Annotated in this window: 19 protein-coding genes; 7 read left to right on the top strand and 12 right to left on the bottom strand. The window is 58.8% G+C overall.

What is annotated here, in order from left to right; translation table 11 throughout:
• Positions 1–38: 38 nt before the first annotated feature.
• The 12 genes from ACQZ51_RS02155 to ACQZ51_RS02100 form a co-directional block, all read right to left on the bottom strand.
• The gene (locus tag ACQZ51_RS02155; RefSeq protein ID WP_448774874.1) at positions 39–7,214 is read right to left on the bottom strand and encodes a hypothetical protein; all 7,176 of its coding nucleotides are present in this window, start codon (positions 7,212–7,214) and stop codon (positions 39–41) included.
• A 240-nt stretch (positions 7,215–7,454) separates the two neighbouring features.
• Positions 7,455–8,645: a UDP-galactopyranose/dTDP-fucopyranose mutase family protein gene (locus ACQZ51_RS02150; RefSeq protein WP_448775729.1), complete on the bottom strand. Its 1,191-nt coding sequence runs from the start codon at positions 8,643–8,645 to the stop codon at positions 7,455–7,457.
• 86 nt (positions 8,646–8,731) lie between these two features.
• Positions 8,732–10,783 carry an O-linked N-acetylglucosamine transferase, SPINDLY family protein gene (locus tag ACQZ51_RS02145; protein ID WP_448774873.1) on the bottom strand — a complete coding sequence of 684 codons (2,052 nt, stop codon included), beginning with the start codon at positions 10,781–10,783 and terminating at the stop codon, positions 8,732–8,734.
• A 255-nt stretch (positions 10,784–11,038) separates the two neighbouring features.
• Positions 11,039–11,422, bottom strand: coding sequence for a hypothetical protein (locus tag ACQZ51_RS02140; RefSeq protein WP_448774871.1), 384 nt, complete (start codon positions 11,420–11,422; stop codon positions 11,039–11,041).
• A 102-nt stretch (positions 11,423–11,524) separates the two neighbouring features.
• Positions 11,525–12,070 carry a chemoreceptor glutamine deamidase CheD gene (cheD, locus tag ACQZ51_RS02135; RefSeq protein ID WP_042618010.1) on the bottom strand — a complete coding sequence of 182 codons (546 nt, stop codon included), beginning with the start codon at positions 12,068–12,070 and terminating at the stop codon, positions 11,525–11,527.
• Positions 12,067–12,456, bottom strand: coding sequence for a chemotaxis response regulator CheY2 (cheY2, locus tag ACQZ51_RS02130; RefSeq protein ID WP_042618009.1), 390 nt, complete (start codon positions 12,454–12,456; stop codon positions 12,067–12,069). The genes cheD and cheY2 overlap by 4 nt, the downstream gene beginning before the upstream one ends.
• A complete protein-coding gene (cheB, locus tag ACQZ51_RS02125) occupies positions 12,456–13,514 on the bottom strand; it encodes a protein-glutamate O-methylesterase CheB (protein ID WP_448774869.1) in 1,059 nt (352 codons plus the stop codon). The genes cheY2 and cheB overlap by 1 nt, the downstream gene beginning before the upstream one ends.
• Positions 13,511–14,419 carry a protein-glutamate O-methyltransferase CheR gene (gene cheR / locus ACQZ51_RS02120; protein ID WP_448774868.1) on the bottom strand — a complete coding sequence of 303 codons (909 nt, stop codon included), beginning with the start codon at positions 14,417–14,419 and terminating at the stop codon, positions 13,511–13,513. The genes cheB and cheR overlap by 4 nt, the downstream gene beginning before the upstream one ends.
• A 12-nt stretch (positions 14,420–14,431) precedes the next feature.
• Complete coding sequence (locus tag ACQZ51_RS02115; protein ID WP_448774867.1) at positions 14,432–16,702, bottom strand: chemotaxis protein CheA; 2,271 nt, start codon at positions 16,700–16,702, stop codon at positions 14,432–14,434.
• Positions 16,703–16,718: 16 nt separating this feature from the next.
• Complete coding sequence (gene cheY1 / locus ACQZ51_RS02110) at positions 16,719–17,084, bottom strand: chemotaxis response regulator CheY1 (RefSeq protein WP_042618005.1); 366 nt, start codon at positions 17,082–17,084, stop codon at positions 16,719–16,721.
• A complete protein-coding gene (locus ACQZ51_RS02105; protein ID WP_448774865.1) occupies positions 17,081–17,380 on the bottom strand; it encodes an STAS domain-containing protein in 300 nt (99 codons plus the stop codon). Before ACQZ51_RS02105 ends, cheY1 begins: the two co-directional genes overlap by 4 nt.
• Positions 17,380–18,975 carry a methyl-accepting chemotaxis protein gene (locus ACQZ51_RS02100; RefSeq protein ID WP_448774864.1) on the bottom strand — a complete coding sequence of 532 codons (1,596 nt, stop codon included), beginning with the start codon at positions 18,973–18,975 and terminating at the stop codon, positions 17,380–17,382. Before ACQZ51_RS02100 ends, ACQZ51_RS02105 begins: the two co-directional genes overlap by 1 nt.
• 515 nt (positions 18,976–19,490) lie before the next feature.
• Between ACQZ51_RS02100 and ACQZ51_RS02095 the strand changes: the two genes are divergently transcribed.
• From ACQZ51_RS02095 to mnhG, 7 genes are all read left to right on the top strand, one after another.
• Positions 19,491–19,880, top strand: a complete 390-nt coding sequence (locus tag ACQZ51_RS02095; RefSeq protein WP_448774862.1) for a hypothetical protein — start codon at positions 19,491–19,493, stop codon at positions 19,878–19,880.
• 93 nt (positions 19,881–19,973) lie between these two features.
• Positions 19,974–22,892 carry a monovalent cation/H+ antiporter subunit A gene (locus ACQZ51_RS02090; protein ID WP_448774861.1) on the top strand — a complete coding sequence of 973 codons (2,919 nt, stop codon included), beginning with the start codon at positions 19,974–19,976 and terminating at the stop codon, positions 22,890–22,892.
• Complete coding sequence (locus ACQZ51_RS02085) at positions 22,893–23,228, top strand: Na+/H+ antiporter subunit C (protein ID WP_042618000.1); 336 nt, start codon at positions 22,893–22,895, stop codon at positions 23,226–23,228.
• Positions 23,225–24,871, top strand: coding sequence for a monovalent cation/H+ antiporter subunit D (locus tag ACQZ51_RS02080; RefSeq protein ID WP_448774860.1), 1,647 nt, complete (start codon positions 23,225–23,227; stop codon positions 24,869–24,871). Before ACQZ51_RS02085 ends, ACQZ51_RS02080 begins: the two co-directional genes overlap by 4 nt.
• Complete coding sequence (locus ACQZ51_RS02075; protein WP_448774859.1) at positions 24,868–25,356, top strand: Na+/H+ antiporter subunit E; 489 nt, start codon at positions 24,868–24,870, stop codon at positions 25,354–25,356. The genes ACQZ51_RS02080 and ACQZ51_RS02075 overlap by 4 nt, the downstream gene beginning before the upstream one ends.
• Entirely contained in the window at positions 25,353–25,634 is a 282-nt protein-coding gene (locus tag ACQZ51_RS02070) for a K+/H+ antiporter subunit F (RefSeq protein ID WP_042617997.1), read from the top strand. Before ACQZ51_RS02075 ends, ACQZ51_RS02070 begins: the two co-directional genes overlap by 4 nt.
• On the top strand, positions 25,631–25,975 hold the full coding sequence (gene mnhG, locus ACQZ51_RS02065) for a monovalent cation/H(+) antiporter subunit G (RefSeq protein ID WP_448774857.1): 345 nt from the start codon (positions 25,631–25,633) through the stop codon (positions 25,973–25,975). The genes ACQZ51_RS02070 and mnhG overlap by 4 nt, the downstream gene beginning before the upstream one ends.
• Positions 25,976–25,999 lie beyond the last annotated feature (24 nt).

Below are 25,999 nucleotides of genomic sequence, written 5' to 3'. Positions count from 1 at the left end.
TCCCGGATGGCTGTTAAAGATATCGCTCACGCGTTTCTTCATGCGGCAATATAGGAGCCGATAATCGCGGAAACCTGGGTCGGCGTCAGTGCACCCATATGCGTGTTCAACAGCGTATCGATCTGCTGGCTAGACAGGCTGACCAGTGTGTCTGTGGAAAGACCTGCCACCCCGGCCGAGCTGAAGGCCGCGATATCTGCGGTGGAGAACTTCGCAATGTTGTCCTTCGACAGACTTCCGACCTGGGACGCCGTCAGCGCACCCACCTGTGCCGGCGTCAGGGCCTCGCTCTGCGCAGTGGTCAGCGCTGCGATGACGCTTGTTGCCAGCCCCGAGACCCCGCTGGTGCCAAGAGCCGCGATGTCTTCGGTCGTGAACAAGGCGATATCGTCGGTTCCCAGCGCCGCTGTCTGGATGGCGTTCAGCGCACCCAGCTGCGTCGTGGAAAGAGCATCCACCTGCGCCGTGGTCAATGTCGCGACCTGGTTGTAACCCAGCCCGCCGACCTGAGCAGGCGTCAGCACCTTGATATCGTCTGTTGTCAGGCCCGCAATGATCGCGGTCTTCAGACCCCGGATGGCGGATGGCGCAATGGCTGCAATATCTGCCGTCGAGAAGGTCGCAATACCCTCGGTTGTCAGTCCGGAAATGCCATCGGCGCTCAGCGCCGCGATTTGTGCGGTAGACAGTCCTTCGAGTTGATGGGAGCTGAGGCTGGCAACCTGCTGGGCCGTCAGGCCAGCAATGCCGCCCGTTCCCATGGCCGAGATCTCTGCGGCCGAAAGCCCTGATATGAAGCCCGTCGCAAGTCCAGCGATGGCCAAGGAGCTCATGGCAGAGATCTGCGCCGCGCTCATGGTTTCGAGTTCTTCCGCCGTCAGTCCGGCAATCGCCGTGGAGGTCAAGGCTCCGACCTGCGCGGTCGTTAGAATATGAACTTGCTCCAACGTCATCGCCCCCACCTGCGCGCTCGACAGACCAGCAATACCGCCGGTGCTGAGAGCCGCAATCTGGCCCGTGGAGAGGGCGACGATGTCAGCGGTTTCGAGAGCGGCCACCTGCTGCGACGTGAAGGCAGCCACCTGCGCCGTTGACAGAACGCTGATCTGATCGACGGTCAGCGCCGTAACCTGCGCGGCAGAGAGGCCGGGAATGGCAGCTGCACCCAGCGCACTGATCATGTCGGTTGGCAGCGCTACAAGCGTTGCGGTTGAAATGCCACCGATCGCAGCCGCGCTGATGGCAGCAAGGTCGGTCGGAGAGAAGGTCTTCAGGTCATCGATATCAAGTGCGGCAAGCTGCCGGGACGTGAGCGCCGCCACCTGATCGCTGGTGAATGCTTCCACCTGATCCGGGCTGAGCGCCAAAATCTGGCCGCTGGTCAGCCCTGAGACGCCAGCGGGGCTCAAAATGGCAATGCGCGCCGGTGTCATGGCGGCCAGTGCTACGGTGGATAGTCCCTGAATGACATGGGCGGGCAACGCCGCAAGATCTTCGTTGGAAAGAACATCGATGTCGTCAATGCCAAAGGCCGAGAGTTGTGTGGAAGACAACGCTGCGACCTGGGCAGCCGTCAGGGCCTCCACCTTGTCGGTTGTCATCGCATCGATCTGGCCGGTGGAAAGCCCGGCAATGGCCGCGGTGCTCAGAGCCATGACCTGTGCGGCCGACAGGGTCTGAACGCCTGATGTTCCAAGAGCGCCGACCTGTCTGGAGCCGAGGGCGGCAATCTGCGCCGTGCTCAAGGCCTCGATCTGCGCCGTCGTCAGCGCAGCAATCTGTACGGTGGAGAGGCCGGAAATGCTGGCAGTTCCGAGGACTGCAACCCGCTCTGTGGCAAGACCGGCCAGCGTTAGCGTCGATATCCCCTGAATGGCGCTCGACGTCAAAGCGCCAAGCTCCGCAGTAGAGATGGCGGCGAGGTCATCGGCACCCAGTGCGCCCACCTGTGCGGAGGTCAGTGCGGAAACCTGGATAGAATCGAGCGCTTCGATCTGCAATGTCGACAAGGCCGCGATCTGATCCGTCGTAAGCCCGGCGATACCAGCTGTGCTCAAGGCGGCAATCTGGCTCGTGGTCAGCGCCCCCGCCCCTGCTGTACCGAGTGCTGCCACCTGTCTGGAGCCAAGCGATGCGAGCTGCGCCGTGGTCAAGCCCGCCAGCTGTGCCGAGCTCAAAGATCCGATCTGTATTGTTGAAAGGCCCGAGACACTCGCCGTCCCTAAAACCGCAATACGGTCACTGGAAAGTGCGGCCAATGTCGCGGAGGATAGACCAAGAATAGCGCCGGAGCTCAAGACGGCAAGTTCCGCCGTGGAGAATACGCCGAGATCGGCGGCATCCAGTCCCGCCACCTGCGTTGCGGTCAAGACCGCCACCTGCTCGGATTTGAGAGCCTCGATCTGATCGGTAGACAGCGCCGTGACCTGCGCTGCCGAGAGGCCGGGTATGCCGACGGTGCTCAAAGCCGCAATCTGCGACGTGGTCAGCGCTGCAACACCGCTCGTTCCCAGCGCCGCGACCTGCCTTGAGCTCAAGGCTGCAACCTGAGCCGTAGAAAGCGCGGCAATCTGGCCCGAAGTCAGGGCTGCAACCTGCGTCGTGGAGAGCCCCGGAATACTGGTCGCTGCCAGAGACGCGATAATGCTTGGGTCAAGAGCCGCCAGCGTGTCGGCGGAGAGGCCCACAACTGCACCGCTGGACAAAGCCAGAATGTCCTTGGAGGAAAATACGGCCAGGTCATCCGCGTCAAGTGCAGCCACCTGGGCGGAACTGAGGGCAGCCACCTGAGCCGTGGTCAGTGCTTCGGTCTGTAGCGTGGTCAACGCCGCGATCTGGGTAGCAGACAAACCAGCCACACCGGTTGAACTCAGTGCCGCGACCTGTTGGGTATCAAGCGAAGCGATACCAGCAGTGCCTAAAGCCGCCACTTGGCCCGAGGTCAAAGCGGCAATCTGCTTGGTCAAAAGCGCATCGATCTGTGTCGATGACAGCTTCGCCACCTGCCCCGTCGATAGGCCGGCGATGGCCGCCGTGCTGAGTGCTGCAAGCGTTTCATTGGTGAGAGCCGCGACGGTTGATGTCGACAGGCCAACAATGGCGGCTGAACTAATCGCACCAATAGCCGCCGTGGACATGGATTCAAAATTCACAGGGGCAAAAGCACCCAGCTGCTGAGAGGTCAGCGCGCCGACCTGCTTGGTCGAAAGGGCGGCTATCTGGCCAGTGCTGAGCGCGGCAATCTGGGCGCTCGTCAGGCTTGCGATGGCCGCCGTGCTCAGCGAGGCGATATGGTCCGTCGTCAGACCTGCAATCGTGGCTGTCGGCAAGCTGTCAATGATGGCGCCATTGATGGCTCCGATCTCGGCATTGGTGAATTTTGCGATGCCCGCTGCGCCGATGACGCCGATCTGGGCGGAGTTCAACGCACCCACCTGGACAGCAGTCAAGGCTTCGATCTGCGCGGTGTCGAGAACCGCGATCTGGGCCGTGGTCAGGCCGGAAACACCGGCCGCGCTCAGGGCCGCCACCTGCGCTGTCGTCAGCGCGTCAATGTCCTGGCTGCGCAGCACTCCAACCTGCTCGGCGGTCAGCGCAGCAACCTGCTTGGTCGTCATCGCAGCGACCTGAGTTGATGTCAAAGATGTGACCTGCCTGGTGGTAAGGCCAGCGACACCGCCCGCACTCAAGGCTGCAATGGTTGCGCTTGTCAGTGATGAGAGCACGCTCGTCGATATGCCCGACACTGCGGTGGAACTGATGACCGACATCTCCTTTGTGGAGAATTTCCCGATATCGTCGGCTCCAAATCCTTCCATCTGTTCGCCCGTCATCGCGGCAATCTGGGTGCTTGTCAGTGCTTCGGCCTGATCGGCGGAAAGAGCAGCGATCTGCCTGCTCGAAAGACCTGCAATGCCGGATGTACTCAGCGCTGCGATCTGCTTGTCGGTCAGAGCGCCAATCTGCGCCGTGCTCATCACGGAAACCTGTGTCGAGGTCAAGCCGGCAATCTGTGAGCTGGAAAGAGCAGAAACCTGCGCGGGCGTCAGTGCAACCAGCTGCGTATCGCTCAGGTTGGTCACTGCGGCGGGACGCAGGGCTGCCAGCTGCGTGGGCGTCAGTGACGCCATCAGCGTCGGGCTGAGCGCGGCAATCTGGGTAGAGGTCAGAGCTGCGATCTGCTCGGTCTTGAAAGCTGCCAGCTGCACAGAACCCAGCGCATCGATCTGGTCCGGCGTCAGGCTTGCGACCGCCGCCGTGGACAGGGCTTTGACGTTATCGGTCGTCAATCCAGCGATGTTGGCGGTGCTCAATCCCGCGATGCCTTTACCGCTCAGCGCCGCTATCTCACCCGTGGAGAAAGTTGCAAGGTCATCGTCGCCGAGCGCCGCTACCTGTGTTGATTTCAGGCCCGCGATCTGGCGTGTCGTCAAGGCATCGACCTGTACGGTCGAAAGCGCGGCAATCTGGTCGGACGTCAGGGCGCCGACAGCGCTGACACTCAAGGCCGCAAGCTTTTCGGTTGTCAGGGCGGCGATGACATCGGATGACAATCCGGCGGCACCGCTGGCGCTCATCGACTGAAATCCAGTGACGGATATCGCCGCAATGTCTTCCACTTTCAGCCCCGCCAGCTGGGCGGATGTCAGTGTGGCTATTTGCTGTGGGGTCAGGGCCGCAATCTGCGTAGTCGTCAGATCGGTGATCTGCTCTGCGCCCAAACCAGCAAGCGCCTTGGTGGCCAGTGCCGGGATCTGGATTGATGAAAGGGCCGCGATGGATTCCGACGACAGGGCCGCGATCTGGGTGGATGTCAGAACCTTGATTTGCCCGGTAGACAGTGCGGCAACCTGATCTGCCGTCAGCACGGAAATCTGATCACTGCTCAGTGTCGCAACAGCACTGGCGCTCAAAGCTGTGACCTGCGCAGCCGACAACGCCGCAATGGATGCGGTCGAAAGACCGGAAATTGCTTTGGTGGTGAAGGCTCCTACCGCTGCTGCCTTCAATGCAGCGATATCAGCGGGCTCCAGCGCGCCCAATTGGGCTGATGTCAACATACCTGCCTGCGTGGCCGTTAAACTGCCAAGCTGCACAGATGTCAGAGCCCCAACCTGATCTGTCGTCAGGCTCGCGACCGCAGCTCCACTCAAGGCACCGATCTTGTCTGAGGTCAGGGCGGCCAACACGTCGGGCGTAATACCCGGAACGGCTTTCGCGCTTAAGGCGGACATATCTGATGTCGAGAATGTCGCAATATCGTCTGCGTCAAGCACTGCCAATTGCGCTGACGTGAGCGCCTTGACCTGCGCCGGCGTCAATGCCTCCAGCTGAAGTGTCGTCAAGGCATCGATCTGCGCTGTCGACAGACCAGCAATCGCCGCAGTGCCCAGAGACGCGATCTGGTCAGTCGTCAGCGAAGAGAGATATTCTGTAGTCAGCGACTTGATCTGTGCCGCCTTGATCGCGCTTAGCTGCTTGGGCGTCAGAGCCGCCAGTTGGTCGCCTGTCAGCGCACTAAACTGCTCGGAGGAAAACACGGAGACTGCTGCGGTGGTCAGCGCCTTGATTTGATCGTCTGTCAGCGCGGCAACAGCAGCCGTGCTCAGGCCCGCAATAGCCTTGGTGGATATGGCGGCAATGTCGGCGACTGAAAACGTCTTGATACCATCGGCACTCAGAGCGCCTATCTGCGTAGAGGAAAGCACCTTGACCTGCGCCGAGGTCAACGCCTCGACCTGGTCTGCCGAAAGCGCGGCCACCTGTTCGGTGGTCAACTTGGCGATCGCACCTGTCGCCAGAGCGGCGATCTGCGCTGGTGTGAGTTCTGAAATCGTATCTGCGCTGAAACCGACGATGGCTTTTCCAGAGAGCGCGCCGAGAGCAGCGGTCGAAAGCTGCACCACATCAGCAGATGATAGTGCCGCCGCCTGAGTGGACGTCAATGCTGCAAGCTGGCGGGAGGTCAAGGCCGAAAGCTGCCCGGTGTTCAGCGCCGTAATCTGGTCCGTCGTCAATTTGGCAAAGGCGCTTGTGCTGAGCGCGGCAACCTGTGCATCGGAGAGAGATTGGACAATCAAGGTGCTCAAGCCCTCGGCACCCGCTGCAGTGATCGCAGCAATATCCGCCGTCGAGAAGGCGGCGATATCTTCCGCCTCAAGCTTTGCGATCTGGTCTGAGCTCAACGCCTTGACCTGCGCCGGTGTCAGTGCCGCGGCTTGCGCGATAGTCAGCGCCTCGATCTGGTCGCCGCTTAGAGCGGCAATCGACTTGGTGCTCAAGGCGGCAATTTGCGCCGTCGTCAGAGCCGTAAAGCCAGTAGACGACAGGGCGGTGATCTGGGTCGATTTGAGTGAGCTGACCTGTTTCGTGGTCAGGGCTGCAATCTGGTCGTCGGAAAGGGCCGCAACCTGCTCTGTCGACATGCTGGCAATGGCCGTCGTGCTTAATCCCGTGATACCAGCTGGCGAAAGATTGGCAATGTAGTCTGCTCCCAGCGCACCGATCTGAACGGCCTTCAGGGCCGCGACCTGGGCAGAGGTGAATGTGCCGATCTGCGCCGAGCTGAGACTGCCGAGCTGGTCGGATGTCAGTTTCGAGATTGCTGCCGTGCTGAGCGCAGCAAGTTGTTCGTCGGTCAGTGCCGTGAACGTATCTGTGCCCATGCCGGAAATGGCGTTGGCGTTCAGGGCCGCGACCTGCGTCGTGGACAGGAAGCGGATGGCCGTCGTGTTCAGGCCCGCAATGCCATTGCTGGAGAGGGCTGCCATGTCTGCCGTCGAAAAAGTCTCCAGATCTTCGTAGTCCAGCGCCGCAATCTGCTCGGAGCTCATGGCTGCGATCTGCGATGGCGTCAGCGCCTCAGCCTGATCGGTTGTCAGCTTAGCCACCTGCTCGGCCGACAGAGCGGCAACCTGGGCAGAACCGAAGCCGGCAACGGAAAGCTTGTCCAGAACCGCAATATGATCCAGCGAAAGACCAACCACAGCGTTCGCAGAAATCGCGCTCAGCTGTTTGGGAGACATTGCACCCAGATCTTCCACCTCCATGGCGGCAATCTGCTCTGACGTCAGGACGTTGATCTGCTTGGAGGAAAGAGCCTTGACCTGTTCGGTGGAGAGAGCCTCCATATCCTCTGACGACCAGGCCGAAACCTGGGTCGTCGAAATTTTCGCGATCTGGCTTGGCGATAGTGAGGGTATGATCGACGTCATGTGCAAGCCTTGATCGCGAGTTCAAATTTCGAGGACGAATTGCGGAGCTGGAAACCCCGCAGGCGCCATCCTGAACGGACGCAAGACGGCATTCGACGTCGATGACCCTAGCTTTCGTTGCTTGCGCGAGGCTTTCAGTCTTTTAAAAATGAAGAGACGCATTTTTCAGCGCCAGAAACGCAAAACGCCCCCGCTCCCGCGTGAGGAAGAGAGGGCGCTTGATGAACCGAACCGGCTGGCTCAGAGCGGCGGGTTGAGGAAGGAGGGCATCGCGTCTTGCGTCTGGGATAGCGAGAGGAAAAGGCGGGCGGTGTCGAGCGCTTCGCGGATGGTGACATCCATATCCAGATACCGGTAGGTGCCGAGCCTTCCCACGAAGGTCACGGCCTTTTCGTCCTTTGCCAGCGAGACATATTGCGCGAGCTGCTCCTTTTCCTCGACCAGCCGGATGGGGTAATAAGGAACATCATCGGGGCCGCATTCGCGGGAAAACTCGCGGTAGCAGACGGAGCTATCGTGCTTTTCCCACGGCGAAAAATGCTTGTGCTCGGTAATGCGGGTGAAAGGCACGGAAACCTCTCCGTAATTCATCACCGCGCAGCCCTGATAGTCTCCCGCATAGGTAAAGCGTTCGAAGTCGAGCGTGCGGTAGCCCAGCCTGCCATTGGCGTAATCGAAATAACCATCCAGAGAGCCGGAATAGAAAGTGTGGTCATAACGGCCCGTATCAGCGCGGCCAAAATCGCTGGTCAGATGCATGCGAATGCCGGGCTGATCGAGAATGCGCTCCACCATGGGCGTGTAGCCTGTTTCCGGCATGCCCTGATACTTGTGGAAGAAATAATCGTCATCATAGTTGAAGCGCACCGGCAGCCGCTTGAGAATGGAGGCGGGCAAGGCCGTGGGCGAGCAACCCCATTGCTTCTGGGTGTAGCCCTGAAAGAAAGCCTCGTAGAGGTCACGGCCAACAAAGCGCAGCGCCTGCTCTTCAAAGGTCTGCGGGTCCTCGATGGTCTTGTCGGCCTGCTCTTCGATGAAAGCCTTGGCCTCATCGGGACGGAAGGTCTTGCCGAAGAACTGGTTGATCGTGTGCAGATTGACCGGCAGGGAGAACACTTGCCCCTGGCTCGTCGTTTTCACCCGGTTCTTGTAGGGCATGAAGGTCTGGAACGTGTTGACGTATTCCCAAACCTCGGCATCGTCTGTGTGGAAGATATGCGGGCCGTAAACATGGACCATCACACCGGTTTCGGCGTCCCGCTCAGTGTGGCAATTGCCAGCGATGTGATCGCGCCTGTCGAAAATATCGACCTCATGGCCCGCTTTCGCAAGCTCGCGGCCGATAACCGCACCGGAAAGACCGGCGCCGACGATTGCAATCTTTTTGGACTGTGCCACTGGGTCTGCCTTTTGTGATGTGGCGGGGCGCATCGCACGTCGCCAATGCGCCATGGGTGCCCCGCATGATACCAATATGGACCGGAATCAGTCGGGAATCGCGCCCGACCGTTCAGTTATCAAGCCGTAGCCGAGGCTTCGGCCGTCCACAACCGGTTGTCGGTGGGTATGGCGGAATAGTGGTGCCATTCGCGCAATCTTTCCAGATAACGCGCGCGGTAAGCCTGTTCATCGACATACTCAAGGTTTTCCATCACCAGATCTGTGCCGATTTCGTAGTAGACGTCCATGTTCGTGAAGTCGGGAACAGGCGTTTCTCCGCGTTCAGCCTCTCCCTGCATCTGCCAGAACAGTTCCTCCAAACGGCGTGCCAGACCGGGAATATCGCGCAGTGCACTTGTCTCGCGATTGGCCTGAAGCTTGTCCCGGACCAGTTTCAGCGAAGCCGGTGTCTTGGCAAAGGCAATTGCCTTGGCTACGTAATCGTCAGGGCCATCGCAGATCAATTCCGACACACCGGTTGCGGCAACAACGCTTGCGCAGAAGCGCGCGGCAAAGCTCTTTCCCGGGAATGTCAGCACCGGAAGACCAACGGTCAGCGAGTCCGCTGCCGTTGAGTGTGCGCCATAGGGGAACGTATCGAGGAAGAGGTCGGCCACTGCAATGCGGGCCAGGTGCTCGGCGTTGCCAGCCTTCGGCGCAAAGATGATCCGTTCCGACTCGATGCCGGCTTCTACGAACTTTTCGCGCAGTCGTTGATCAGCCTTGTCGTTGCCGCTCAACAGCCACATGATGCTGCCGGGTGTTGCCGCCAGAATGGTCTTCCAGCGCTCGAATGTATCAGGCGTTACCTTTTGCATACCGTTGAAGCAGGCAAATACGAAAGCGTCATCCGGCAGTCCAGCGGCTTGCCGGGTCGGCTTTTCGGCAATTGTGCGCTTGCGGTCAATCGGCTGGTTGCAGGCAATGCGCAGGACCTTTTCCGAATAGTAGATCTCGCTGGAAGGCGGCACAATCTCACCGTCGGCAATCATATACTGATGAAAAGGACTGCCGATTGAGCCTGGATAGCCGCAGAAGTTGACGATGACAGGTGCCGGACGATAGGCAAAAATCTTTGTCCGCGCATGTTTGGTATAGCCGTTCACATCGATCAGAATATCGATGCCGTCGCTGGCAATCTGGCGTGCCGCCTGCTCGTCGGACAGCGCACCGATTTCGTGCCAGGCATCGACAGCAGCCTTCATGCGCGTCTGAGTGGCATCATTTGAGACCGGATCGCCGCAGTAATAGGCGTGGATTTCCACATTGTTCTTGTCATGCAATTCAAGCACTTCACGAAGCGCGAAGCCAACCGCGTGGTCACGAAGATCGGAGGATACGTAGCCGACGCGCAGGCGCTGGCCCGTGCCAGATTTGTGCTTGACGGTCGGGCGAGGGAAATTCCTCACGTCCAGGCGCCCGACAAACGATTTGTTGTAGGTATAGGCGCGTGCCAGCTGGAACATGGGGTCGTCGGAATAGCAACCCAGCGTCAGAGGCGACATGGAGTCGATCATCTGGCGGCGGGTGACATGGCTTGACGGGCTGATGATTGGCCAGCTGCACAAACGCTGGCGGATCGCGCTCCAGTGCTGGCCAGTCTCGCTCTTTTCAGGACGCAGTTCCATGGCCTGCCAAAGCACGGTTTCGGCTTCTGCGAGCAGACCAGCATTTTCCATGACGCGGCCGATATGTTGCAGCGCCATTAGTCGGTAGGACACGCGGTCTGGCGTCATTTCTGCGGTGGCGTCGACAAAACTCTGCCACTGCTTGATCGCCAGAGGAGCTACCCCGCTATCCTCAAAGGCGCGGCCCAGATTGATATGCGCAGGGCCAAAGAGAGGATCGATCCTCAATGCAGCATCCATGGCATTGATCGAGCCAGCAATGTCGTTGGTGTTGCGCAGAAGGACGGAATAGTTGAAGTAGACCATCTGCTGGTTAGGGTGCGTCGGGTTGAATGCAAGCCAGGTTTTGTACAATGCCACCGCATCGTCCTTGCGGCCTTCGGCGCTGAATTTCTCAGCGAATGTGATCGCATCCGACAAGGCAAGACGTTGGTTTTTTGCCAACTCCAGCAGATTGAGAAAAAGCGAGTTGGTAGAACGACCGTCTACAGCACTGTTCATGTATCAAAACCCCGGCGTTGGCATGGCGCAGGCCCACATGCCACTCTTTGTTATAATCGGGGTTCAGATTAATACTTGTAAGCTTGCGCGACGCTTTACATGTAAAAGCAGCACAGATTTGCAGGTGATGGACGATAATATTACATGTATATTTCAACGATCCGCCAACTGTCAGGCGGGCACACGTCTTGCCCGGCACGACATGCCGGACGGCAACGTTGGTCTTAGAGGGTTTTCCGGTTCAATGAACGCGTACTAAAACAGGTCGCAGTCGCCGGATGTCTTGTCGAGCGGCTGGGAATGTCCGTGGCGCATGCCGGCACCGAGTGCCTTCTGCATTTCGGCAAGCTTTACAAGGCTGAGCGCCGTGGAAACATCCACTGCCCATTCGAGCGGAATAGACCCGGTGATCGTATCGATGAATTCGGCAAGGCCGCGTGTCTTCTGAACAGCAAGGTCAATACCCTGCATAAGCCGCATGCCTTCGACCGTCATCGCGCCATCTGTCGCCTCGAGCAACTCGGGCTCGATGCGCTCGATCAGATAGGCAACATCATGAAGTTCGGAAACCACCCGCATCAGAACTTCAGGAAGTGCCTCTTCGAACATGGGAAGCTGGGCATAGTCGGCGATCTGCATTAATAGCTCCGTGATCAGGGCGTCGGACCGCAAATATGTTGCCGGTTCGATGCTGAAACAAAATGAAGAAACGACGCGGCGATCTGCCTGTGCTTTGTCGCCTCAGAAAAATTCGATATCGTCTGCCACTGGCTTTGGAGCCACCACTGGTTTTCTTTCCAGAGCAACCGTCGACTGCGCTTCGGCACCGCTGAGCGGTATTTGGCGCGCGCGACCCGAGACCGGCCAAAACTCGATCTTTCGGCCTGAATCTCCTCCGGTCGACTGACCGAGAAGACGAATGCCTTCATCCCTTAAAAACTGAACCGCAAATGCAGCGTTTTGCTCGCCGACATTCGAGAAGGTGGCAATGGTTTTTGCGCCGCCAAAAATCTTTGCCTCGAGGCGATCACGGCGCGCTCCTTTCTTGAGCAAGCCGTTGATCAGCAACTCCATGAGATGCACCCCGTAACGGGTTGCATCTCCACCCCCAGCGCCCCCTGTCCCCGGCAACAGGAAGTGGTTCATGCCGCCGACGCCCGCAACAGGGTCTCTTAGACATGCAGCCACGCACGAACCGAGAATGGTCGTAAGAACCACATCGGGATCGCTAGCGATTTTGTATTCGCCCTGGATAATGTGTACGCGCTTGGCTGCAGTTTCAATCATTTTAAGGATCCAAATACGGCTTCGATGGCCGCTTTCATCTTGTCGATGGAAAATGGCTTGGCGAGAACGTTGTTGGCACCCAGCTGGGCGGCCTTCTGCACCAATGCACGGTCACCCTGCGCCGTCAGAATGATGAAGGCTGCTTTCTTGGTGGTGGGGTTCGTGCGAACCGCCTGCAAGAAACCAAGTCCATCCATCTTCGGCATGTTGAAGTCGGAAATGACGAGATGATGGGGCTGCTGCTCCATGATCTTCATTCCCTGCTCGCCATCGCCAGCGGAGGTGATCTGCTTGAAGCCTAGCTGCGTCAGTGCATCACTGAGAAGCAGGCGGCTGGTAACCTGATCATCCACGATCAGAACTTTGATTTTTTCTGCAAGAGACATTAGTCGGAACCTTCTTTTCGGGCAGCAGTAAGTTTCAGAATTTCGTCGCCGATTGCGTTCAGCGGAAATTGTTGTTCGACAGCGCCGAGTTCGTAAGCGACCCTCGGCATGCCATAGACCACACAGGATTTTTCGTTCTGGCCAATGGTGCGAGCACCGGCATGGCGCATTTTCAAAAGTCCGGCGGCTCCGTCGCGTCCCATCCCTGTCAGGATGACACCAACGGCGTTTCGTCCAGCCAGTTCTGCAACGGAATCGAAGAGAACATCCACGGACGGTCGGTGGCCATTAACAGGTTCCTTGTCCAAAAGCCTGCAAGTTGGCGCGGAATGATTAACGACCTGCAAATGTCGTTCACCGCCCGGCGCAAGGTATATTTTCCCTGTCTGGAGACGCGCCCCATCCGTTGCTTCTTCCACCGCAGGCGCGCACAGCCGGTTCAGACGCTCTGCGAAACTTTTGGTAAACGTCGCCGGCATGTGTTGTGTAATGACCGTGGGCGGGCAGTTGGCCGGGAATTTCTGCAAGACAGTAATCAAGGCCTCCACACCACCGGTCGAGGAACCGATAGCGACGATTTTGCGGCCACCACGATAATCGCTCACGGCCATGGGCGGAGCGACGACGGGCCTTTCGACCACCACTACATCGCGGTAGCTCTGGTTTTGCGAACGTGCGGCGGCCTTGACCTTTTCGGCCAGATCGCTGAACGGCCTGCTGTCTCCAGGTGCTGGCTTGCCCACGCAATCGAAAGCGCCGATTTCAAGGGCGGCCAACGAGGCGCCAGCGCCGCGATTGGTGAGCGTCGAAACCATGATGACAGGCATGGGCCGAAGCCGCATGATCTTTTCCAGGAATTCGAGACCGTTCATTTCCGGCATCTCGATATCCAGCGTCACGACGTCAGGATTGAGTTCCTTGATCGCTGCACGCGCTTCCATGGCGTTTCCGGCCTGACCAACGACGTGGACATCGGGATCGGCTTTCAACACGGCCGTAATCAGGCCGCGCATGGTCGCGGAATCATCGACGACGAGAACTCTGGCGGGTCCTGTCATGCTTTCCTCCCGCCTGATTTGCCGATGTAGCGGTAGGTCGTGATGCCGGTATTGTCGAACAGCGCCTTCGGATCGCCCGAGACGCGCTCGGAGTGACCGATATACAAGTGTCCGCCTTCCGGCAGAAGACCAGCAAAGCGCGCCCAGATTTTCACCTGTGTCGGCTCGTCGAAATAGATCACCACATTGCGGCAGAAGATCACGTCGAAACCGCCCTTGAAGGGCCATTGCGTCATGAGGTTCAACTCATTGAAGGTGATCAACTTCTTGACCTTGTCGCTGATCTGGTGCTTGCGACGGCCCCCGACTTCGACGTCCTGGAACCATTGCTTGCGCATGGCAGGCGTAACAGTTTCCAGTGCGTTGTCGTCATAGACCCCGGCTCTGGCCTGCGCCAGAATCTTGGGGTCGATATCCGTTGCCAGAATACGGAAGTCATAGTCAGCAGCGTTGGGAAACAGGCCCAGAACCGTCAGTGCAATGGAGTATGGCTCCTGCCCATCGGAGCAGGCGGCAGACCAGATGCGCACACGGCCACCTGCTTTTGCCCTGTTGATGAGCCCCGGCAAAACCTCATCCCGAAGATTTTCGAAATGGTGGTTTTCACGGAAGAACCGCGTGAAGTTCGTCGTGAGATGCGAGAGCATCTCCCGTCGTTCAGGGGCGCCCTGTTCGGACGATACAAGCGCGCAATATTCCGGGAACCCGGAAATACCCAGGTTTCGGATGTGCTTGGACAATCGCGAGTAAACGAGCGACGCCTTGGTGTCGTTCAGATAAATGCCTGCATCGGCATAGATCATCGCGGCTATTTCGGAGAGGTCGCGGCGCGTCAGCGGATATTCTCCGCTGGCGAGCACTTCATCCGGGGATAGGCGTGTATCGTTAAACTTGAGCGCTGTCATTCATCACTACTTTCAACCGGCTGCCGCAAGAGACATCTCTTGCTTGAGCGACTGGCCACGAGACGCACCAACAACCGCATCCACATCCAGAATGAGGGCTACGCGGCCATCACCAAGGATGGTTGCGGCAGCAATGCCCGGAACATGGGTGTAGTTGGCTTCGAGCGACTTGATAACGACCTGGCGCTGACCCTGGATGGCGTCGACCATCAAGGCACGCTGGCCGCCACCTTCCGATTCCACCAGAAGCGCTACGCCGTCGACCGGGTTTGCCTGGGTGTTGCGGAAGTTGAGAATGCGACCCACGTCCACCAGTGGGCAAAACGAGTTGCGGATCGAAATCAGGCGCTGGTTGGAGCCGAAGGAGTGAATGTTCACGGCTTCCGGCTGCAGGGTTTCGACGATAGCCGTCAAAGGCACGACGAGCGTCTGACCGGCCACCGTCACCACCATGCCGTCAAGAACGGCAAGCGTCAGCGGCAAGCTCATGGTGAATGTAGAGCCAAGGCCCGGACGCGACGTAATGCTGATACGACCGCCGAGTGCCTGGATCGAACGCTTGACCACGTCCATGCCCACGCCACGACCCGAAATGTCGGAAATCTTGTCGGCGGTGGAGAAGCCCGGCGCGAAGATCAGGTTGTCGATTTCCTCATCCGTCAGGTTGCTGTCGGCAGCGATCAGATCGTTGTCGATGGCCTTCTGGCGAACGCGTTCGCGGTTGATACCCGCGCCGTCATCGGACAATTCGATGAGAATGCGGCCCGAACGGTGCTTCGCCGTCAGCTTGACGGTGCCTTCAGGGTTCTTGCCAGCAGCTTCGCGCTTTTCAGGTGTCTCGATGCCGTGGTCGACGGCATTACGGATCATGTGCGTCAAAGGCTCGGCCAGCTTGTCGATGACCGTCTTGTCCACTTCGGTGTTTTCACCCTCGGTGATCAGGCGGATCTGCTTGCCGATCATATCGGCGACTTCACGCACGATACGCGACATGCGCTGGAAGACCGGCTTCACCGGCTGCGCGCGGATAGCCATAACGCTGTCCTGGATTTCGCGCGTCAGCTGCTGAAGTTCGTCCAGGCCCATATTGACGGCAGATGTGCCAGTCGTGTCGTTTTCGATAACGCTCTGCGACAACATCGCCTGGTTGATGACGAGTTCGCCGACCAGGTTGATGAGGCGGTCGACGCGGTCCAGATCGACGCGGATCGTCTGGCCGGCGCTTGCGTTGGCGGCATTGGCTGCAGCGGCTGCGGCAGCTGGTGCTTCCTTCTTTTCGGCAGCGGCGGAAACGGTGCGGGTCACTTCGGTTGCGGCAACGGCTGTTGAGACTGTTTTTGCAGCCACGGTTTCCTCGGCGTCAGCCGACTGCACAGCAGGCTCGTCCACCGTATCGTCGAGAACCGACAGATCGAAAGGAACCGGGATCATCGGAAGTTCTTCTTCGGGCGGTGTTTCCGCCACGATTTCCGTGATTTCGAGATCGCAATCCCACTCGGCGAATTCAAACACGGTGCGAATGCCAGCGGCACCCTTGTCCGTCTTGATCGTGATCTTCCACTGGAAGTAGGCGGTCTCTGGCTCGATGTTTTCGAGCGCAGGCAGGGCGCCCATGTCGCAGTTGATGCTCATCTCGCCAATGCGGGAGAGGTCGCGCAGCAACAGGGCGGCTTCGTTGCCCTTGGTGTAAAGCGATGTCTGTGGCTTGAACACGACATTGAACGATGGGGTTTCCATCATCGGCGTCACGTCATCCTCGAACTCGCCGAAGGAGAAGGCAACGGGCTGGAAACCGCTGTCATCGGTTGGCGCAGGCGCTGCGGCGGCTGCCGGTGCTGCTGCCTTCGGTGCTGCCGCTTTGGGCGCTGCCGGTTCCGAGGAGGACCCGCCGGATGGCATTTCGCCATTGGCCAGTGCTTCCAGTTCCTTGACGAGACCGCGCGTTCGGCTGTCTTCCACGCCGCTGCCATCACGGGCGGCGTTGGTCAGATCCGCCAGAACGTCAGCCGATTTCAGCATGACCTTCAGGACGTCCTGGTTCGGTTCGAGCTTGTTCGAGCGAACGCAGTCCAGTGTCGTTTCGAAAACGTGGGCAAATGCCACGAGATCTTCCAGACCGAACGCGCCCGCACCACCCTTGATGGAATGAACGGCACGAAACACAGCATTCACGGTTTCCGGGTCGCGGTCGCCGTCATTTAATTTCAGAAGACCTGATTCCAGCTCTGCGAGTTGCTCCTCGCACTCCTGGAAGAAGATTTCTTTGATTTCGTTCATATCCATCGTATGTGGTCCCGTATCAAGCAGTTACGCGTTCAATGGCATCGATCAGCTTTGCAGGGTCGAACGGCTTGACGATCCAGCCGGTAGCGCCTGCCTGGCGGGCGCGGTTCTTCTTCTCGGCGTCACTTTCAGTGGTGAGCACGAGGATGGGAATTGCGCGGTATTTTTCGTTGCGACGAACGCCTTCGATAAAGCCGAAGCCATCGAGACGGGGCATGTTGATATCGGTGACGATAACGTCAGGATGACAACCTTCGAGAACTTCAAGTCCTTCGATACCGTCTTCTGCCTGGATCGTTTCAAAACCGGCATTGTTCAGTGTCAACAGGAGCATATTCCGGATCGTTCTGGAATCGTCGACCGTCAGAACTTTCTTCTTCATTTCTGCTTCTCCTTCGGGAGGATATGATCGATGTCCACGCCGATCAGTTTAAGGGTTTTCTCAAATGCGTCCGATGCTTTTGAAAATGTGAATGCCTTGCCGTCAGTCTCCCAGGCCTTGACACCGCCCATTAAGACCTGGGCGCATTGTACGCCCACGCGCTCGACCTCGGAGGCATCCACCGCAAGCGGGGCACCCCTCATCTCCATCAGTTTTCCGTGCAACACGGATGCCTGATTGAGGTCCAGCACCGGTGACAGTTTCAATGTCGACTGCGCTGCTTTCCTGCCTGCCATCAAATCACTCCTTGGCGTCTGAATTGTTGATGCTCGTAGCCATAGTCCACGAGCTCTTCGCGCATGGTCGCCACGGTCTGCTGATAGCGTCTCGAAACCGGCTCTGCTGCCGCATCGGCCTGTCGGGCGATGCGGAATTCCCGCACGGTCCGGCCCAGTTCGAGAATAACGGTGTGCAGGTCGTCGGCGTCCTGCGCTGCCCCTGTCAGGCGGTTGGCGGAACGGTCCGTTTCTGCGCCGATGGAACCGAGTTCCACAGCAACGCCCTGCAAGCTGCTGACATTTTCGCCGGTGCGGCGTGCCACATCGCCGATCATATCGCTGACACCGGAAACCTGGCGAACGACGCCGCCAATGGCTTCCTGGGTGCGGTTGACCATGCGAACACCCTCGACCACCTGGGTCTTGGTGCCGTTGACGAGGTTCTTGATTTCCCGCGCCGCATCGGCAGAACGCTGTGCAAGCGCACGCACTTCCTGAGCCACCACGGCAAAACCGCGTCCGCTGTCGCCAGCGCGGGCCGCTTCGATCCCTGCGTTGAGGGCCAGAAGGTTGGTCTGGAAGGCGATTTCATCGATGGAGCCGATGATTTTACCGATCTGTTCGGCAGAATGCTCGATACCGGCCATGGCGCTTATGGCCTCGCCAACGGCTGTGCCGCTTTCGGTTGCGGCGGTGCGAGCCTGCTTCATCGCAGCTTCTGCAGCCTGAATCCTCTCGCTGCTGGTGCGAACGTCGTTGATAACGGTTCCAAGCGTGTCGGATGCACCGGTGAATCTCTGCGCCTGCTCGGAGGACTGCGAAGCCATGGTCCGCCCCTCGCCTGCCATGCGCTCGGTCGCGGTCTGCGCATCACGCACACCGGCCTGGGCGGCGGCCAGAGAAGCTTCTATCTTTTCCAGTGCGCCATTGAAGGCGTCCGCCAGCTCACGATAAGCGTCTGGAATGTCACCGGTAATGCGTGCCGTCAGATCGCCAGCGGCGAATGCGTTCAAGGCATCACCCAGAAGGCGCTTGGCATCGGCCTGATCGGTTTCGCGCTGCTTGGCCAATTCCTGGGTGTGGCGCAGGCGCAATTCGTTGAAGCGCAGGGAAACCGCGATCTCAGTATCGACCATGACGAGGCGAACAACGGCCTTAACGGCCTCGGCCAATTCACGGTGGCGCTTGCTGTTGCCCGGCAGGAAAGAGCGCGGCGCGTGCTGCGAAATCAATCCGCCCAAAAGGTTTTCAAGAACAACGGCATGTCCGGCCACATGCCAGCGCGGGTCGAGACCCATACGGCTTTCGGTATCGGACAGAACCTTGACGCGCTCGGCATAGACAGCATCGAACCTTGCATCCGTCAGCACGGTCCAGTGCGCGGTCTGAAGATCATGCAGCCTGTCGAGCTGGTTTTCGCTTTCAAAGGATGGAGAACAGTCGGGCATGGACTGGAAGCGAACCATCAGGTCGCGCAGGCCTGCCTTGACATGGGGCTCGAGCATGACGCGGTAGCGGCGCAACAGATCGCACTGGTCCTGGTCAAGACCGGCAAAACGCAGACGGCCGCCCAGGCTGCTGCCCGTGGCCTTTCTCGTTTGATCTGTTGGCAATTCCTGCCCCAAGCGACGTCCCCAAAAAGCTACGCCGGATCACACCGGCCAATGACCGATTGAGAATCCCAGTATCCGGGGGGATAATTATCCAGGACGGATAATTTACGAGTGTGCGCACCATGAATGGGTCGCACCGACGCGCTGAGCCTTCTGCAATCAACTGAATACCGGATCGACCCGGTACGGCAGGGCGGCGTCATGCCTGGAAGAAGATCTGTGTCGATCCTCGTTCCGCCGTAAAATACGTCCAATCTTTATGGTTAATTCGTTGATTGAACGTTAAGAAAACCCAATATGACTCAAAGTTGCTAAAATTAGCTGAATCATTTACCTGTCGTTACGTTAGCACAGCAGTAGTTTGTGCTGGAATCGTTAATATTGGAAAAGATTTCTTATTTTTCCCGCAGCGCGCTGGACAACGGCAACACCGTTCCCCTAAAACGAAAAGACACGATATTCGCTTCCATGGTGATGTTTTAACGAAACGCTGACGACGACGGAGGAGATACGATTTGCCATCGATGGGGAACCGCCTTTGCGCCTCTCGTCCCTCAAATCGGCTGATCGATCTTTTTGTTGCGGGCATGCTCGTCTTCATGGGGCTTCAGGCTGCTGCCAACGGCGCGCCTGTTCTCAAACCGAACCGTCTCGAGCGTTCACAACTTCCACCGCAGGACATCGCCTCCGCCACGGCCGCGAAAACCAAGGGTTGCACAGCGATTGTCGATCTCTGCCTGAAATCGGCAGATCACGGCTTTGTCCATCATCATCTGCCGGTGCAGAGAGCGGTTGAGGCGCAAGTCAATATCCCGATCGGCTTTGATAATCAGCACGCGAAAATACCGGGCTTTCATCTTCTTGGAGCTGCTTCTCCTCGCGGCCCACCGGAAACGGTTTCCTAGCCGTCGCTGCCGATTTTCCCCTTCGTGCGGGATTGGCGAAGCTGACGGGCATATGCACCGCCAACCGCAACGCCAGAGAAATTGCCAGCCTGTATGAGCCTTGAAATCCTTCTTCCCATTCTGATTGCCCTGCCCTTCATTGGCAGCATCATCACCACGATGATGCCGCGATACGGGGCGGTGCGCGCGCCTGCCGCCGTTGCTGGCAGCATTGCGCTGTTTGGCCTCGTTTCCGCGATTTTTCTGTATGCCAGCGTCAAGGGCGGAGCGGTCATCAAATATGATGTGGAATGGCTGCCGCAACTTGGCCTCAACTTCAAGTTGAGGATGGATGCTTTCGCCTGGATGTTCATCATCCTCATCACAGGTATCGGCTTTCTGGTGGTGCTTTACGCCCGCTACTACATGTCGGCGGAAGACCCGATTCCGCGCTTCTTTGCGTTCTTTCTGTCCTTCATGGGCTCGATGCTGGGCATCGTGCTGTCAGGCAACGTCATTCTGCTGTCGATCTTCTGGGAATTGACCAGTATCTTCTCGTTCCTGCTGATCGGCTATTGGCACCAGAACGCCACGGCCCGCGATGGTGCGCGCATGGCGCTGACCGTGACCGGCATTGGCGGCTTCTGCCTTCTCGCGGGACTTCTGATCCTCGGTCATATGGCGGGCAGCTATGATCTGGATGATATTCTGGCCAAGGGCGCAGAGATCCGCGCCCATGTGCTCTATGTTCCCGCGCTGGTTCTCATTCTCATCGGTGCCCTGACCAAGAGCGCGCAATTCCCGTTCCACTTCTGGCTTCCCAATGCCATGGCCGCACCCACGCCGGTCTCGGCCTATCTGCATTCCGCCACCATGGTAAAGGCGGGCGTTTTCCTTCTGGTGCGCCTCTGGCCTGTGCTCGCCGGCACGCAGGAATGGTTCTGGCTGGTCGGCTTTGCCGGGATCACCACTTTGCTGCTCGGCGCTTATTTTGCGATGTTCCAGCAGGATCTGAAAGGGCTGCTGGCCTATTCCACCATCAGCCACCTCGGCCTCATCACCACGCTTTTGAGCCTTGGCAGCCCACTCGCAGCGGTTGCGGCAATTTTCCACATGATGAACCACGCCACCTTCAAGGCGTCGCTGTTCATGGCGGCTGGCATCATCGACCACGAGACCGGCACCCGCGATATGCGACGCTTGAGCGGGCTTTATCGCTTCATGCCCGCCACCGCCACGCTGGCCATGGCGGCCAGTGCGGCCATGGCCGGTGTTCCCCTGTTCAACGGCTTTCTGTCCAAGGAAATGTTCTTCGCGGAATCGGTTGAAACCCATGCGGATTCGTTGCTGGACAAGGCACTTCCCTATGTCGCGACGCTGTCGGGAGCCTTTGCGGTTGCCTATTCGTTGCGCTTCATCCACACCGTGTTTTTCGGCCCGGCGCCACAGGATATTCCCAACCCCAAGCCCCATGAGCCGCCGCGCTGGATGCGCTTCCCCATCGAATTGCTGGTCGTTGCCTGCCTCATCGTCGGTATCGTACCAAGCCTGTCCATCGGCCCGTTCCTGCATTCCGCCGTTTTGTCGGTGCTTGGCCCGCAGACACCTGCCTACAGCCTTTCGATCTGGCACGGCTTCAATCTGCCTTTGATGATGAGCCTTGTCGCGCTCATCGGCGGCGTGGCGATCTATGCTGCGCTCGGCGGCTATTTCGCCCGGTGTGAAGACGGCCCTCCGGTGTTTCGTCACCTGCGCGGGCAGCGCATATTCGAGCGCATTATCGTCACCGTATCATGGAAATGGGCCCGTTGGCTGGAAAGCACACTCGGCACGCGCCGCCTGCAACCGCAATTGCGCATGCTGATACTGGTCGCGTTGATTGCGGGCTTCTCGCCCGTAGCATCATCGCAATTTACGCTGACGCTCCCCAGCGTCACGACATTCGACCCCATCTTCGCCATTTTGTGGGGCATCGGCATGATTTCGGCGATGGGTGCCGCCTGGCAGGCCAAGTATCATCGGCTTGCCGCTCTGGTCATGCTCGGCGTCTCGGGCCTCGTCACCTGCCTCACCTTCGTGTGGCTGTCGGCACCGGATCTGGCAATCACGCAGTTGCTGGTCGAGATCGTCACCATGGTTCTCATTCTCCTTGGCCTGCGCTGGCTTCCCAAGCGCGAAGTCAAGGTGGACAATAACAGCGAACTTCCCGCACAGCTTCGTCGCGGACGGGATTTCATGCTGGCCGTGTTCTGCGGCATCGGCATGAGCATCATTGCCTTTGCGGTGATGACGCTGCCCGTGCCCAATACTATCGCGAATTACTTCCTGGAAAATGCCTATACACAGGGCGGCGGCACCAATGTCGTCAACGTCATCCTGGTGGATTTCCGCGGCTTCGATACATTTGGGGAAATTGCGGTTCTGGCCATTGTCGGCCTCACCGTGTTCTCGCTTCTGCGCCGTTTCCGTCCTGCCCATGAAAGCATCGGTCTGCCGGAACAGCAGCGCATACAGAACGCGTTTGATGCCGACAATCCGGATCGCAGCAAGGGCGATACGGTCCGCGATTATCTCCTGGTGCCCTCCATCATCATGCAGTGGATGTTCCCGGTCATCGTCACCTTCTCGTTCTTCCTGTTCATTCGCGGCCATGATCTGCCCGGCGGCGGGTTTTCGGCTGGCATCACCATGGCCATCGCCTTCCTGCTGCAATATCTGGCGGGCGGCACGCGCTGGGCGGAAGACCGTATCCGCATTCTGCCGCTGCGGTGGATGGGCTTTGGCCTGTTGCTGGCGGCGTTAACCGGCATGGGATCGTGGTTCTTCGGGCACCCGTTCCTCACCTCCTATTTCCAGTATACGGACCTGCCCTATATCGGAAAAATGCCAACGGCGACGGCGCTTCTCTTCGACCTTGGCGTCTTTGCCCTCGTTGTCGGCGCCACCGTTCTCATACTCATAGCATTGGCGCACCAATCGCTGCGTAATTACAAGGTACGTACGCCCGACGCCGCAAAAGCGGAGGACGCGTAAATGGAACTCATTCTCGCCATCGGTATCGGTGTCATGACGGGATCGGGCGTCTGGCTCATCCTGCGCCCGCGCACCTATCAGGTCATTGTCGGGCTGTCGCTTCTGTCTTACGCCGTCAATCTGTTCATCTTCGGCGTCGGCGGCATCAAGACCAACGCACCACCCTTGCTGCTGGATGGCGTCATCACCTCCACCCTGACGGACCCCGTTCCGCAGGCTCTGGTACTGACGGCCATCGTCATCGGCTTTGCCACCACCGCCCTCTTCCTCGTCGTGCTGCTTGCCGCACGCGGCCTGACCGGCACTGACCATGTCGACGGGAGGGAAACGAAATGAACGCCTTCCCCGTCCATATTGTCATCGCACCCATTCTGGTGCCGTTGATTATTGGTGCCCTCTTGCTGTTCATCGATGAGCGCAAGCGCACCACCAAGGCTATTCTCAGCGTCATCGGCACCCTTGTTTCGCTGGGCGTTGCCGTCGCACTGTTCCTTGAGGTCAATTCCACCATCAACACGGAAGTTGCCGCCGTCATCTCGACCGGCGTTTACCTGCTGGGCAACTGGCCAGCTCCCTTCGGCATCGTTCTGGTGGCAGATCGCTTGTCAGGGCTCATGGTGTTGCTGGTGTCGCTTCTGGCCATACCGTCGCTTGTCTATTCTCTGGCGAAGTGGCACCGGGCCGGATCGCATTTCCATTCGCTGTTCCATCTGATGTTGATGGGCGTGAATGGTGCGTTTCTGACCGGCGACCTCTTCAACCTCTTCGTCTTTTTCGAAGTCATGCTGGCCGCGTCCTATGGTCTGCTTTTGCACGGCTCCGGGCAGTTGCGCGTCAAGGCAGGGCTGCATTACATCGCCATCAACCTTGTCGCTGCCCTGTTCTTCCTCATTGGCGTCAGCCTGATTTATGGGGTCACGGGCACGCTCAACATGGGCGATCTGGCCCAGCGCATTGCCGGTCTCAATCCCGATCAGCGCATGCTGCTGGAAACCGGCGCGGCCGTGCTTGGCATCGCCTTTCTGGTGAAGGCGGGCATGTGGCCGCTCAACTTCTGGCTTCCTTCCGCCTATACCGCAGCATCGGCACCCGTGGCGGCTCTCTTTGCCATCATGAGCAAGGTCGGCATTTACGTCATCGCGCGCCTGTCATTTCTGCTTTTCGGGGAAACCGCAGGCGCGTCCGCAGGCTTTGGCCATGATGCGCTTCTGGTCGGTGGCATCGCCACCATCGTCTTCGGGACGATCGGCGTGCTCGCCTCGCAGGCGCTTGGGCGGCTTGCCGGCTTTTCCGTGCTTGTCTCATCCGGCACGCTTCTGGCCGCCATGGGCACCGGCAACCCAACGGTTGCCGCAGGTGCGCTTTTCTACCTCGTCTCCTCGACACTCACCATCAGCGCCTTCTTCCTGTTGATCGAGCTTGTGGAGCGCGGGCAGGATGCCGGTGCCAACGTTCTGGCCGTGACCATGGAGGCCTATGGTGATGGCGAGGACGACGAGCCTGAAGACGAGGTTGGCGTCACCATGCCCGGCACAATGGCCGTGCTCGGCACCTGCTTTGCGGCCTGTGGCATTCTTCTTGCCGGTCTGCCTCCGCTCTCGGGCTTCATCGCCAAGTTCTCGATGCTGTCGGCCATCCTCAACCCGTCGGGGCTTGGCGCAAACGATACGGTCTCGACCCTGTCCTGGTGGCTGGTGTTTCTTATCGTATTCTCAGGCCTTGCCTCACTGATTTCAATGACGCGTGCGGGCATTCGCACCTTCTGGGGTTCGCTGGAAGGGACCGTGCCGCGTGTTCTCGTCATCGAGATCGCGCCGATCCTGCTGCTTTTGGGCATGACCCTTGCCATGACGGTCGCTGCCGGTCCGATCATGCGTTACATGCAGGAAACCGCACGCATCAGCGGGCTTCCGCAAAGCTATATACAGGGCGTGATGACCGCACCCAGAGCAGCACCAAGCACGGAGGTCGCACCATGATCTCGCGCTTTTTGCCCTATCCGCTGCTCACCCTGTCGCTGATCGTTTTCTGGATGACGATCAACGCCTTTTCCCCGGGCCATCTACTTTTGGGAACGGGAGTGGCGCTGGTGGCCTCCTGGGCCATGGCGTCGCTGCGCCCGCCAAAGCCGCGCATCCGCAACTGGCATCTGGTGGTCAAGCTCGTCGGCATCGTGTTGTATGACATTATCCGGTCCAACATCTCCGTCGCGGTCATCATCATCTTGAACCGCAGACGCCGCGCCAATGCAGGCTTCATCACCATACCGCTGGAACTGCGGGATCCCATGGGCCTTGCGGTGCTGGCCATCGTGTTGACGGCGACACCCGGAAGCGCATGGCTGGAGTATAATTCATCGCAGGGAACATTGCTCATCCACGTTCTGGATGAGGTCAGCGAGGCCCATTGGCAAAACCTCATCAAAAGCCGATATGAGAAATTACTGATGGAGATATTCGAATGAGTTCGGTTATCCTTTTCTGGTCGTTTTTTATCGCCCAGCTGTTTCTAGCCATCGCCATGGCGATTTCCGTCTATCGCATCGCCATTGGCCCGCGCGCGCAGGACCGGGTTCTGGGTGTGGATACGCTTTACGTCAACGCCATGCTGCTGGTCCTCGTCTTCGGGCTTCGCACCGGCAACGATGTCTATTTCGCAGCCTCTTTGCTGATCGCGATCCTCGGCTTCGTCTCCACCGTTGCGCTGTCCAAATTCATGATGCGCGGGGAGGTCATCGAATGAGCAACGCCGCCGAATTCCCACTATGGGCTGCCATCCTCGTCGCGTTCTTCGTGCTCTTAGGCTCGTCGCTGGCGCTCATTGGCACCATCGGCTTTGCGCGGCTGCAAAGCTTCTATGAGCGCCTGCATGCGCCAACCCTTGGCACCAGCTGGGGTACAGGCGGCGTCGTCATGGCCTCGGTCATCTATTTCTCGGTTTCCGGCCAGCGGCCTGTGTTCCATGAAATCTTCATTGGCCTGTTCATGACCATCACGACACCGGTCTCGCTCATGCTGCTCGGCCGCGCAGCACTTTACCGGGACCGCGCCGAGCAGAACCCAGAAACGCGGCAAAGTCTCTAAGCGACGAGAACTAACTTAAAACCG

The sequence above is a fragment of the Agrobacterium sp. CG674 genome, from assembly GCF_053521645.1.
The sequence above is the reverse complement of the archived record's forward strand: the minus strand, read 5'-3'. Positions and strand labels throughout refer to the sequence as shown.